We start from the raw sequence: 12415 nt of genomic DNA, 5'->3' as shown, positions 1-12415 counted from the left end.
GGGATGCGCGCTCCGCACAGTACGGCCAGAACGAGGTCAAAGGAGTATTGGACAATGAATTACGTTATCGAAGGCCTCGATCCCGCGCCGTTCGCCCCCTTGTTCGGCATGCCGGATGACGCGCTCGCCGAAATGGGTGTGGTGCGGATGCGGGCCGACGAGGCTCCGGGGTTCCCGTGCCGTGTAACTCTCGACGAAGTGCCGGTCGGTGACACCTTGCTCCTGCTCAACCACGAATCGCGCATGGGCGATACGCCCTTCCGCGCGAGCCACGCGATCTTCGTGTCCGAAGGCTGTGCAGCACCGGCCCGCTACTGCGACGAACTGCCGCCGGTGATGCTGACCCGCTGGATGTCGTTGCGCGGCTTCGACGCAGACGGGATGATGGTCGATGCCCGGCTCACTGCTCCGGGAGAAGCGAACGCGGGATTGCGCGAGCTGTTTGCAGACCCCAGAATAGTCGAGATCGACGCGCACAATGCGGTGCGCGGTTGTTTCGCCGCGCGCGCCAGGAGGGCATGATGGCATCCGTCCCCAATGACGATACCGCATGGGCTGCCGTGCTGCGCCGCGACCGGGCTTTCGACGGACGCTTCGTCACCGGCGTGCTGACCACGGGCATCTATTGCCGCCCGTCCTGCGCGGCGCGCCATCCCCTGCGCGAGAACGTGCGTTTCTACGCCAGTGGCGCGGAAGCGCGGGCGACCGGCCTCAGGGCTTGCAAGCGCTGCATGCCCGACGACGTCTCTCGCGACGAGGCTGCGGTGCTGGCGGCGATCGACGAGATCAAGCAGGCCGAAGACGCGCCATCGCTGACGGCGCTTGCGGACATCGCCGGCTATTCCCCGACGCATTTCCAGCGCGTGTTCAAGCGCGCGACGGGACTCTCGCCCGCAGCCTATGCCCGCGCCTTGCGCGAGGAGCGGGCGCGCGACGCTTTGAGTGCTGGCGAAAGCGTCACGAATGCGATCTACGACGCGGGCTACGGTTCGGCCTCGCGTTTCTACGAGGATACGAAAGGACGGTTGGGCATGACGGCAAGCGCATGGCGCGATGGCGGGGCCGGGGTGACGATCCACTGGGCAGTGGTGAAGACCTCGCTCGGCCCGATGCTGGTCGGCGCCACCGACAAGGGGGTCTGCCGCCTCTCCTTCAACGAAGACGATAGCGAACTGGCCCGCCGCTTCCCCAAGGCCGAACTGGTCGAGGGCGGAAAGGATTTCGAGCGGCTGCTTGCCGACGTCGTCGCCAGCGTCGAGGCACCGGGTGACTTCGCCCATATCCCGCTCGACGTGAAAGGCACCGCCTTCCAGGAAGCCTGCTGGAAAGCGCTGCGCGACATTCCCGCGGGCGAGACGCGGACCTATGCCGATATTGCGGCGGCGGCAGGCAATCCCAAGGCGGTGCGTGCCGCCGGGAGCGCCAATGCCCGCAACAATGTCGCCGTGCTGATCCCCTGCCACCGCGTGATCCGCACCGGAGGTGACCTCGGCGGCTACGCCTACGGCCTCGATATCAAGCGCGAACTTCTCGCGCGGGAGAAGAACTGAGATGAGTAACAAGGTAGACCAGTTCCGCGCCATGCACGTGCCGGGCAATCCGCTCGTGCTCTACAATATCTGGGACGCCGGTTCGACGAAGGCCGTGGCCGAAGCGGGGGCGCAGGCAATTGCGACTGGCAGTTATGGCGTCGCCGAGGCGCAGGGCTTCCATGACGGCGAAACCCTGCCGCTGGAAATCGTGCTCGAAAATCTGCAGCGCATCCTTTCGGTCACCGACCTACCGGTTACCATCGACATGGAAGCGGGCTATGGCGACACGCCCGACGAGGTGCGAGCATCGGTTGCCAAGGCCTTCGAACTCGGGGCCGTCGGGATCAACATGGAAGACCGCCTGCCGGGCGAAACGGCTCTGTTACCGGTGGCGGACGCAGCCGCGCGCATTGCGGCAGCCGCATCGACCGGCATCCATGTCAACGCCCGCACCGACGTCTATCGCGGCAAGGACCCGGCGGACTATTCGCAGGCATTGATCGACGAGGTCCTCGAACGCGGCCGCGCCTATGCCGAAGCCGGGGCGGGCAGCCTCTTCGTGCCCTTCCTCGGCGACCATGCGACGATCCGGGCTATCTGCGAAGGATCGCCGCTGCCGGTCAATGTCCTCTGGGCGCCCGGGCGCGGCACGACGGCCGAACTCGCGGCACTGGGCGTCGCGCGCATCAGCTATGGCCACGGCCCCTGGGCGGCGACGATGAACTGGCTCAAGGAACAGGCACAGGCGGTCTACGCGGAGGGCTAACGCGCCCAGCCTTCCGCCGCCGGTCCGAGCGTGTCGAGGAAGGCCTCGGCACTCTCGAGATATTCGCGCTGCTTGGTCTCGCCCATCCGGTCCCAAGTTGCGTAGATACGCCCGATGCGCGGATTCTTCTCGAACCGCTCGCGGTGGCGCGCCATGAAGTGCCAGTAGAGCGGGTTGAAAGGACACGCGCCTTCGCCCGTCTTCTGGCTGACTTTGTATCGACAGCCCGAACAGTAGTTGGACATCTTGTTGATGTAGTTGCCGCTGGCCGCATAGGGCTTGGACGCCAGCTTCCCGCCGTCGGCGTAGAGGATCATGGCGGCGACATTGGGCAGTTCTACCCAGTCATAGGCATCGGCGTAGACGACCAGGAACCAGTCCTCGACCGCCTGTGGTTCCATCCCTGCGAGCAGCGCGAAATTGCCGAGCACCATCAGCCGCTGGATGTGGTGCGCATGGGCATTGTCGCCGGTCGAGCGAATGCAGTCGGCAAGGCAGGCCATGTCGGTCTTGCCGGTCCAGTAGAACTCGGGGAGCGGGCGGGTGGCCTTGAGCGCATTGGCTTCGGCGAGGCCGGGCATCTGGTTGAAGTAGAAGCCGCGCACATATTCGCGCCATCCGATGATCTGGCGGATGAACCCCTCGACCGAATTGAGCGGAGCCTTCCCGTCACGGTAAGCCTGCTCGGCTCGGCGGCACAGCTCCAACGGGTCGAGCAGGCCGAGATTGATGCTGGTCGAGAGCATCGAATGGAACAGATCGTCCTGCCCGGCGATCATCGCATCCTGGTAAGGGCCAAAGCATTCGATCCGCTCCGCAAAAAAAGCGTCGGCGGCGCGTGCGGCATCGTCACGGGTGACCGGCCATTCGAAGCGATCGAGCGAGCCGAAATGGTCGCCGAAGCGCGATTGGACGAGGTCGATGACCTCGCGCGTGATGCCGTCGGGCTCGAATTTCGGGCGCTCGGGTGCTGCCAGGCCTTCTTTCGGCGGCTTGCGGTTCTCGCTGTCGTAATTCCACTGGCCACCGGCTGGCTCATTATCGTCCATCAGCAGGCCGGTCTTGCGCCGCATCTCGCGGTAGAAGAACTCCATGCGGAGTTCCTTGCGATCCTTTGCCCAGTCGTCGAACTCGGCCTGCGAACAGACGAAGCGGTCGTCGCGCAGGATTTCCACCTCGCAGGCGAACTTGTCCGCCCACTGATCCATGTCCTGCCGAACGCGCCATTCCCCCGCCTCGACCACGCTGACGAGGCGCGGGTCGTGCCGTTCGATGGCCCGGGCCACCTCGCCCGTGAAGCTGCCCGCATTGTCCGGGTCGTCGAGCCTGACATAGTCGACGGTCCAACCGGCTTCGCGCAACTCTTCTGCGAAGTGACGCATGGCCGAGAAGACGAGGACGATCTTCTGCTTGTGGTGTTTGACGTAAGTTGCCTCGTCCCACACCTCCATCATCAGGATGACGGTATCGTCCTTGTTCCGCCCGCGCAGGCTGGCAAGCGTGCGCGTCAGCTGGTCACCAAGAATTGGAACGAGAACGGGGCCGGACATTGCGCCATCAATGCGCCGGCCCCGGCTTGGTGCCTCAGAGCGTGGCGATTTCTTCCTTCGCTGCGGCAAGGCCCGCCGCAATCGCATCGGGACCGTACCCTGCCTTCTCGACCCGGACGAAGTGAAGATCTTCCACCCCGATGAAGCCGAAGAAGGTCGTCAGCAGGCTCTCCTGGTTCTCGGCCATCTGATCGGTCGAATACTCGCCGCCGCGCGCCGAGGCGACCACCACCTTGCGTTCGCCTGCGAGGCCTTTGGGTCCTTCAGCCGAATAGCTGAAGGTCACGCCGGGTACGCCCAGCCGGTCGAGCCATGCCTTGAGCTGCGAGGGGATCGAGAAATTGTACATCGGCGCCCCGATGATCACGACGTCGGAGGCGAGGAATTCGTCGAGCACGGCGCGCTGGTCGGGATAAGCGGCAGCGACGGCCTCCTCGTGCGTTTCGGGCGGCGTGCGGATCGCCCTGGTGGTGATCGGGTCGATATGTGCCAGCGGGTCGGCCACGAGGTCGCGGGTCACGACCTTCGCATCGGGATGCTTGGCGGTGAAATGGGCGAGCAGCTCGTCGGTCAGCTTGCGGCTGATGGACTGGTCGCCGGTCGTCGAACTGTCGATGCGAAGGATTTGCATATGCGGGACTCCATAGTTACTATTGATAACCTGGAGGCCATATGGAAACTGCACCCCGACCCGCGCAAGAAGGCACTTTCCTGTCCGATAGGGACACCGGTGTTACCCTTGAAGTTCACGACACGCCGCAGTGCACGGCGGTGAACGACATCCTCGCCCGCGTCGGCGACAAATGGTCGGTGCGCGTGGTCATGGGCCTTGCGGATGGATCGCGCCGTTTCAATGAATTGCGCCGCGACATTCCCGGGATCTCGCAGCGCATGTTGACCCGCACGCTGCGCGGACTGGAGCGGGACGGGCTGGTCAATCGCACCGTTACGCCCAGCGTTCCGCCGCGTGTCGATTATGCGCTGACGGCACTGGGTCGCTCGCTGTGCGACCCCGTGGCGCGGCTGGGCAATTGGGCGATTGCCAATATCGGCAAGGTCGAGGCGGCACGCGCCGTGTTCGACAGCGAGCAGGACTAGACGAAACTATAGGGATCGACGTCCACCGCGACGCGCACGCCGGGCGGGTGGTCGACCTGCCTCAGCCAGCCGCGAATGACGTCCTGCAACTGCACCGATCGCCGCGAATTGATGAGGAAACGATAGCGATAGCGTCCGCGTAGCAGCGCCATCGGGGCAGGGGCGGGGCCGAGGATCTGGCAATCATCCACCTGCGGCCGGAAGGCGCCCAGCCGATTGGCAGCCTCGCGGGCTTCCGCATCGTCTTCGGAAGAGATGATGATCGCCGCCCAGCGGCCGAAGGGCGGCGCGCCGGCATGACGACGTCCCTCGGTCTCGGCGGAGTAGAAGGCGTCGCGGTCACCAGCGGCGAGTGCGGCGATAACGCTGGCTTCAGGGTGGCGCGTCTGGATCAGCACTTCACCCGGCTTTGAGCCGCGACCCGCGCGTCCGGCAACCTGTGCAACCTGCTGGTAGGTCCGCTCGCCTGCCCGCAGGTCCCCGCCTTCGAGGCCGAGGTCGGCATCGACCACCCCGACGAGGGTCAGCTCGGGGAAATGGAACCCCTTGGTTACCAGTTGCGTGCCGACAATGACGTCGATCTCGCCCGCCCCCACCAGCGCGATGAACTCCGCCGCCTTGCCGGGTGAGTTGAGCGTGTCGGAGGTCGCCACGAAGACCCGCGCATCGGGCAGGCGCTCGGCTACCTCGTCGGCGATGCGTTCGACCCCCGGCCCGCACGCGACGAGGCAATCGGGCTCGCCGCATTCGGGACAGGCATTGGGGCTGGGCGTCTCGTGCCCGCAATGATGGCAGGCAAGACGGCGCGAGAAGCGGTGCTCGACCAGCCAGGCGCTGCAATTGGGGCACTGGAAGCGGAAGCCGCAATTGCGGCACAGCGTCAGCGGTGCATAGCCGCGGCGATTGAGGAACAGCAGCGACTGCTCGCCCCTGGCCAGCCGTTCCTCGATCCCGTCGACCAGTCGCTGGGCGAGCCACATGCCGTGCGGCGGCTTCTCCTGCGTCAGGTCGATGGTGTCGATCGCGGGCAGCTCGGCACCGCCAAAACGGCTCGGCAGGTCAATCTTGGTGTAGATCCCGCTTTCGGCCATCTGCAGGCTCTCGAGCGCGGGCGTGGCGCTGGCGAGGACCACCGGCACCTTCTCGAAATGCGCACGCATCACCGCGACGTCGCGCGCGTTGTAGCGCACGCCATCCTCCTGCTTGAAACTAACTTCGTGCGCCTCGTCGACGACGATGAGGCCGAGCTTGCGGAACGGAAGGAACAGCGCCGAGCGCGCGCCGACCACGACCTGCGCACTCCCGCTGGCAACCGCACGATAGGCGCGCCGGCGCTCGGTCGATTTTAATGAGGAGTGCCACAGCACCGGCGCTGCGCCGAAACGCTCCTCGAAGCGGTGGAGGAAATTCTCGGTCAGCGCGATTTCGGGAAGCAGCACGAGCACCTGCCGCCCCATCCGCAATGCCTCTGCGACAGGTTCGAAATAGGTCTCGGTCTTGCCCGATCCGGTCACGCCGTCGAGCAGGAAGGGCGCGAATTCGCCCTTGCGTACCGCCTCTGCAAAGGTGGCCGAGGCTTCGGCCTGTTGGGGGCTGAGCTCGACATGGGCGAAGTCGGGCCGCGCCTCGTCGTAGGGGCGGTCGCAATCGACCTCGACCGGTTCGAGAACGCCCTGGTTGACGAGACCGCGCAGCACGCCTTCGGAGACGCCCGCAAGGCCTGCCAGTTCGCGGATGTTGGCCTGCTCGCCCTCCAGCGCCTCCATGGCGGCGAGGCGTTGCGGGGTCAGCCGCTCGGGCATGCCGCCGGTGAGGCGATACTCGGTCATTGTCGCCGGACCCTTGAGCGCACCCCCCGAACTCAGCGCCATGCGCGCGACACCGGCCATGGAGGCGACGTAGTAGTCGGCCGTCCATTCGATCAGCCGCCGCAAGGGCGCGGACAGGGGCGGAACCGGAAGCACATCGCGCAAGGGACGCAGCTTTTCTGCCGGAACCTCGGTCCCGGGCAGCCGTTCAGCCTCCCATACGATCCCGATCACGGTGCGCGGGCCCAGCGGGCATTCGACCACCGAACCGGGCTCGACCTCCATGCCGTCGGGCACGCGGTAATCCAGCGGGCCGAGTGCGGCATTGAGGACGAGGCAACGAACGCGGTTCATGGTCCCGCCATATGGGCGGCGGCACGATGGCCACACAAGGGTGGGAACCAAGAGGACTGACGATATGACCCAATTTCTCGAACAACCCACCGGTCGCAGGGCCTTTCTTGGCGGACTGACGCTGGGCGGCGCGGCACTCGCGCTCCCGTCATGCGCCGGCCTGCCCGGTTTCAGCATGGTCGACGCGGTGCAGCGCATTCTCTTCCTGTCGAGCGAACGCGCCTTTGGCCGCATGCTCCAGTCCGATGGCTTCTGGGACAGCCAGGTTGCGCAGCTGGGCCTCGGCAATCTCCTCGGCACGCGTGGCGACGTATTGAGCCGGATCCTCACCTCGAGCCTGTTCAAGAACCGACTGGAAGGTGCCTTTGCCGATATCGCTTACGAAGGTGCAGAACGTGCCGCGCCGCTGGTGACCGAGGCAGTGCGCACGATCGGTATCCAGAACGCCATCGACCTTGTTCGCGGCGGGCCTACCGCTGCCACTTCTTTCCTGCGAGGTTCGATGGGCAAATCATTGGTCGAGGCGATGGTGCCGGAGCTCGGTGATGCGATGCGCGTTGCCAGCGATCCGCTGGTGGGCGAGCTTCTACGTGGCCTCACCGGCGTCGACCTTGCCGGTGCCACCACTCGCTTTGCCAACAACATCGACAACACCATCTGGCACCAGATGGGGGTCGAGGAAGCGGCGATCCGCGCCAATCCGCGCGAGACCAATGACCCGCTGATCATCGGCGTCTTCGGCGTCGGCGGCGCGGGCTACTAGAAGCTCCAGCCGCCCGTCAACATGGGTGCGTGGATGACGCGCGTCGGCAATTCGTCGCGCGCCGGGGCTACGATCAGCGTGTAGCCGAACCCGGCGTGGAGATGCTCGCCGATGTCCTGCCGCACGGTTGCGACCGTGCGCCACTGGTCGCGGGCCGGCAAGGTATCGCGCCGCTCGGATCGGACCGAATCGATCCATTCCTCCGCGACGCTGAGGCTGGTGTGCTCGGCAAGGTTGACCTTGTACTTCACCTGCACGCGCTCGCGCAGGCCCAGCCGGTCCACACCGCCGCCGGTGATTTCTTCGAGGCGAAAGCGCAGCGAGAGGTCACCCTGCGAAAGTTCGACCTGCTGGAACGGGCGGAACGAGTCCGGCCCGACGACATAGGTCAACCCGCCGCCCACGCTCAGCGCGCTCGACAATTCACGGTCGAGCGCCGCGCGCAGCACGACCTGGTCTTCTCCCCTTGTGGCGTCGCGAAAGCGGGGCATGACGAGGAAAGTCAGGTCGGTCCGCGCATCGAGCGGCGTCGATGCGTCGAACATCAGCCACAGCTGCGTTTCATCGTCCGCCGCATGTGCCGCACAAGGTTGCCATGCGGCGAGCATGGCGGCAAAGCAGGCACTGATCCTAAGTCTGGTTCTTCCCATGCCGATCGCATAGGGGCGGGCGCAGACTTCGCCTATCCGGATTCGGGAGCCATCATGAAATTCTTCGTCGACACCGCAGACATCGCCGACATCAAGGAGCTGGCTGAGACCGGCCTCCTCGACGGCGTCACCACCAATCCCTCGCTGATCGCCAAGTCGGGCCGGGACTTCATGGAAGTGACGAAGGAAATCTGCGGCATCGTCGACGGTCCGGTCAGCGCCGAAGTCGTCGCGCTCGACCACGAGACGATGATGAAGGAAGCCGAGACGCTGCGGAAGATCGCCGACAACGTTTGCATCAAGGTTCCGCTGACGATCGACGGGCTCAAGACCTGCAAGAAGCTCACCAATGACGGGACCATGGTCAACGTCACCCTGTGCTTCAGCGCCAACCAGGCGCTACTCGCGGCCAAGGCCGGTGCGACCTTCATCTCGCCCTTCGTCGGCCGGCATGACGACAACGGTTTCGACGGCATGGCGCTGATCGAGGATATCGTCACGATCTACAGCAATTACGGCTTCGAGACCGAGGTGCTGGTCGCTTCGATCCGCAATCCCGTCCACGTGCTCCAGAGCGCGCTGATCGGCGCCGACGTCGCGACCATGCCGCCGGCGGTCATCAAGGGGCTGTTCAAGCACATCCTGACCGACAAGGGCATCGAAGGCTTCCTCGCCGACTGGGCCAAGACCGGCCAAACCATTCCCACGGCATGACCATCCCGACTAGCTGATGGCCGAACAAACGCCTCTCGACCTGTTCAAGCAGGCGCTGACCGGCGCGTCGCGTGCGCTTGCGCACGAGCCGGAGGTCGAGGTGGCGTGGAGCGCGGATGCACCGAGCCAGGCGGGCAAGAACTTCCGCGTGCCGTTGCCGGGCCGCAACTTGCCGCGCGAGCAGGCGACCGAGGCGCGCGGTTTTGCCGACAGCTTCGCGCTGAAGCTGCGCCATCACAACGAGCGGCTCCATGCATCGGGCGCACCTCCCGAACCGATCGCACGGGCCTGTTACGACGCAATCGAGCAGGTTCGCTACGAGGCAATCGGGGCGACCAACTACGCAGGTATCCGCGACAACCTGCATTCGGCAGTCGAGATGCGCACGGCGTCCGATCCCATCGCGCGCGCCGATGATCCCACGCAGGTGCCGCTGCCGACCGCCCTGTCCCTGATGCTGCGCGAGGCACTGACCGGCGAGGCGATCCCCGATCGGGCAAAGGCCGGCGTCGAGATGGTCCGCAAGGACATCCTCGCCAAGATCGGCACCGATATGGAGGATCTTGCGGGCGCGCTCGACAACCAGCGCGCCTTTCAGGATCTGGCGCTCGACATGTTGCGGCATCTCGAGCTGACGCTGCCCGACAATCCCGATGCCACCGATGCCGACGACAGCCCGGACGAGGACGGCGAGACGCCTGACGACCAGGAAAGCGGCGAGGACGAACAGGAAGGCGCCGCCGAACCGCAGGCGAGCGACGCCCGCGCCGAGGTCAGCGATGGCGAGGCCGACGGCGACTCCGACCGCGAGGTCGAGGGTGAGCAGGAAATGTCCGATGGCGACCCGGACGACGAGGGCGAAGAGGGCATGCAGCCCGTCCGTCCCAACCGCCCCTGGACCGATTTGCCCGAAAGCTTCGACTACAGGGCCTATACCGAGAAGTTCGACGAAGTGGTCGAGGCGGGCGAGCTGTGCGATGCCGAGGAACTCGATCGCCTGCGCGCCTATCTCGACAGCCAGCTGGCAGGCCTGCAGGGCATCGTTACGCGGCTCGCGAACCGCCTCCAGCGCCGCCTCATGGCCCAGCAAAACCGCAGCTGGGATTTCGACCAGGAAGAAGGCCTGCTCGATGCCGCGCGCCTCACCCGCGTGGTCATCAGCCCCGGCCATGCGCTGAGCTACAAGATCGAACGCGATACCGAATTCAAGGACACGGTCGTCACCCTCCTGATCGACAATTCCGGCTCGATGCGCGGCCGCCCGATCAGCATCGCCGCGATCAGTGCCGACATCCTTGCGCGCACGTTGGAGCGTTGCGGCGTGAAGACCGAAATCCTCGGCTTCACCACCCGTGCGTGGAAGGGCGGGCAGAGTCGCGAGGCGTGGCTCGCCGACGGACGCCCGGCCAATCCCGGCCGCCTCAACGATTTGCGCCACATCCTCTACAAGAAGGCCGACGAGCCGTGGCGCCGCGCGCGCCGCAATCTCGGCCTGATGATGCGCGAAGGCCTGCTCAAGGAAAACATCGACGGCGAGGCGCTGCTCTGGGCACACGCCCGCCTGCTCGCTCGGCCGGAAGATCGCCGCATCCTGATGGTGATTTCCGACGGCGCGCCGGTCGACGACAGTACGCTGTCGGTCAACCAGGCGGGCTATCTCGAAAGCCACCTTCGCAAGGTCATCGACTGGATCGAACGCCAGTCGCCTGTGCAGTTGGCCGCCATCGGCATCGGCCACGACGTGACCCGTTACTACAAGCGCTCTGTAACGATCATGGATGTCGAACAATTGGGCGGCACGATTATCGAGCAATTGGCCGATCTTTTCGACGTCGATTAGTCCGCTTTCCCGCTTGCATGCAAAAACTGCAGTGATAATTACCCCGCGACAGGGAAACGGGGTTCGCTATCAAATGAAAACGGGTGATGTCGGCCTTTGGGCCGTCGCCGCTGCCGCCTTGGGCGGTTTGGTCGCTCCTGCGATGGCGCAGGACGTGGACGCAGAGGTCGTCGCAACAGAAGCGGTGGTCGAAACCCAGCAGGAACCAGCGCCCGCTGCCGTTGCAGCGGAGATGGTCACCATTCCCAAGCTGACCTCGATTGTTATCGAGATCCTCGACCCGCTCGGCAGCAAGACCAGCAAGTCGCTCGATAGCTACCGCATCCGGCTCGCGGAACCGATCGTGATCGAGGGCGTGGAACTGGTCCCCGCCGGTGCGGAAGGGCAAGGCGAAGTCGTCCATGCCAAGAAGGCAGGCGGCATGGGTGCGGCGGGCGAACTGGTTCTCGCCGCACGCTGGCTCGACATCGGCGGCACGCAGATGCGGCTGCGCAGCATGGAACTGATCGAGCGGGGCGAGGGCAGGGATCGCACAGGCACCGTCAACGCCATCAATGTCGCCTCGGCCGCCTCGCCGCTGCCCATCGGGCTGATCGGCTACTTCATTGGCGGCGGCAATATCGACATCCCGGCAGGGGCACTGGCCTCCGCCAAGCTGGCTGCGGACTTCCAGGTCCCCAAGCCTGCCGTCCCGGCAACTGCCGATCCGGCGGATATGCAGCCGGCCCAAGAGCTTTCCGGTCCCGAGGGGGGAACGGACGTTACCGAAGAAGGAAAACCAGAATGAAGATCGCAAAGACGCTGGCGGCCTCGCTGCTGCTGGCCGGCATTTCCGCGCCGGTCGTCGCCAAGGACAAGGAGCCGGTGGAACCCATCGTCCTCCCGACCGCACCTGCCGGCATGGGCCAGATCGTGTTCTTCCGCCCCGGCGGCGCGGGCTTCGCGCTCGGCTGCTCGGTTAACGAAAACGGCGAGAAGGTTAGCTCGCTTGGCGCAGGCAAGTACTTCGTCATGCAAACCACGCCGGGCCGTCACGAATTCACCGTGAAGAGCGAAGCCAAGGACGTGCTCGCGCTCGAGGTCGAGGAAGGCGAAACCCAGTACGCCAAGTGCAAGATCAAGATGGGCATCATCGTCGGTCGTCCCGACCTCGCGCCCGCCACCGAGGACGAGTTCCGCAAGGGCAAGTTCAAGATGGTCGACGCCGAGGACATGGGTCCGGCACCGGGCGCCGTGCGCCCCGAGGGCGAAGTCGCCGTCGAAGCGGAAGCCGCCACCGAGTAATCGGCCGCGCATCGCTGCAATTTCCAGCGCGCCGGGGCGGGAGTGCTTGCACTTCT

General features: G+C 65.4%; 13 protein-coding genes. 9 read left to right on the top strand and 4 right to left on the bottom strand.

The window, feature by feature from the left end:
• Positions 1-54 precede the first annotated feature (54 nt).
• From RAM60_RS08470 to RAM60_RS08460, 3 genes are read left to right on the top strand one after another with little or no spacing between them, the layout of a single operon-like run.
• Complete coding sequence (locus RAM60_RS08470; RefSeq protein WP_369027138.1) at positions 55-522, top strand: DUF1203 domain-containing protein; 468 nt, start codon at positions 55-57, stop codon at positions 520-522.
• Entirely contained in the window at positions 519-1550 is a 1032-nt protein-coding gene (gene ada, locus RAM60_RS08465; RefSeq protein WP_369027139.1) for a bifunctional DNA-binding transcriptional regulator/O6-methylguanine-DNA methyltransferase Ada, read from the top strand. The genes RAM60_RS08470 and ada overlap by 4 nt, the downstream gene beginning before the upstream one ends.
• A 1-nt stretch (position 1551) precedes the next feature.
• A complete protein-coding gene (locus RAM60_RS08460) occupies positions 1552-2298 on the top strand; it encodes an isocitrate lyase/PEP mutase family protein (RefSeq protein WP_369027140.1) in 747 nt (248 codons plus the stop codon).
• Here the strand turns inward: RAM60_RS08460 and RAM60_RS08455 are convergent.
• Positions 2295-3848 carry a cryptochrome/photolyase family protein gene (locus RAM60_RS08455; protein ID WP_369027141.1) on the bottom strand — a complete coding sequence of 518 codons (1554 nt, stop codon included), beginning with the start codon at positions 3846-3848 and terminating at the stop codon, positions 2295-2297. The genes RAM60_RS08460 and RAM60_RS08455 overlap by 4 nt on opposite strands.
• 34 nt (positions 3849-3882) lie before the next feature.
• A complete protein-coding gene (locus RAM60_RS08450; RefSeq protein WP_369027142.1) occupies positions 3883-4479 on the bottom strand; it encodes an FMN-dependent NADH-azoreductase in 597 nt (198 codons plus the stop codon).
• Between the two features lie 41 nt (positions 4480-4520).
• On the opposite strand from RAM60_RS08450, the gene RAM60_RS08445 reads away from it, so the two are divergent.
• Positions 4521-4946, top strand: a complete 426-nt coding sequence (locus tag RAM60_RS08445) for a winged helix-turn-helix transcriptional regulator (RefSeq protein WP_200980949.1) — start codon at positions 4521-4523, stop codon at positions 4944-4946.
• On the opposite strand, the gene RAM60_RS08440 is transcribed toward RAM60_RS08445, so the two are convergent.
• The gene (locus RAM60_RS08440) at positions 4943-7108 is read right to left on the bottom strand and encodes a primosomal protein N' (RefSeq protein WP_369027143.1); all 2166 of its coding nucleotides are present in this window, start codon (positions 7106-7108) and stop codon (positions 4943-4945) included. The two genes, RAM60_RS08445 and RAM60_RS08440, sit on opposite strands and share 4 nt — an antisense overlap.
• A 64-nt stretch (positions 7109-7172) precedes the next feature.
• Between RAM60_RS08440 and RAM60_RS08435 the strand changes: the two genes are divergently transcribed.
• A complete protein-coding gene (locus RAM60_RS08435) occupies positions 7173-7871 on the top strand; it encodes a DUF4197 domain-containing protein (protein ID WP_369027144.1) in 699 nt (232 codons plus the stop codon).
• Here the strand turns inward: RAM60_RS08435 and RAM60_RS08430 are convergent.
• Positions 7868-8521 carry a DUF2490 domain-containing protein gene (locus tag RAM60_RS08430; RefSeq protein WP_369027145.1) on the bottom strand — a complete coding sequence of 218 codons (654 nt, stop codon included), beginning with the start codon at positions 8519-8521 and terminating at the stop codon, positions 7868-7870. The two genes, RAM60_RS08435 and RAM60_RS08430, sit on opposite strands and share 4 nt — an antisense overlap.
• Positions 8522-8575: 54 nt before the next feature.
• Between RAM60_RS08430 and fsa the strand changes: the two genes are divergently transcribed.
• From fsa to RAM60_RS08410, 4 genes are all read left to right on the top strand, one after another.
• Positions 8576-9235 carry a fructose-6-phosphate aldolase gene (gene fsa / locus RAM60_RS08425; RefSeq protein ID WP_200980945.1) on the top strand — a complete coding sequence of 220 codons (660 nt, stop codon included), beginning with the start codon at positions 8576-8578 and terminating at the stop codon, positions 9233-9235.
• Positions 9236-9251: 16 nt separating this feature from the next.
• Positions 9252-11075, top strand: coding sequence for a cobaltochelatase subunit CobT (gene cobT / locus RAM60_RS08420; RefSeq protein WP_369027146.1), 1824 nt, complete (start codon positions 9252-9254; stop codon positions 11073-11075).
• Between the two features lie 73 nt (positions 11076-11148).
• A complete protein-coding gene (locus RAM60_RS08415; protein ID WP_369027147.1) occupies positions 11149-11862 on the top strand; it encodes a hypothetical protein in 714 nt (237 codons plus the stop codon).
• Complete coding sequence (locus RAM60_RS08410) at positions 11859-12359, top strand: DUF2846 domain-containing protein (RefSeq protein ID WP_369027148.1); 501 nt, start codon at positions 11859-11861, stop codon at positions 12357-12359. Before RAM60_RS08415 ends, RAM60_RS08410 begins: the two co-directional genes overlap by 4 nt.
• Positions 12360-12415: the final 56 nt, after the last annotated feature.

The organism is Qipengyuania sp. RANM35 (assembly GCF_041021145.2).
GTDB lineage: Bacteria > Pseudomonadota > Alphaproteobacteria > Sphingomonadales > Sphingomonadaceae > Qipengyuania > Qipengyuania soli.
This window is presented reverse-complemented; position numbering and strand designations above follow the sequence as displayed.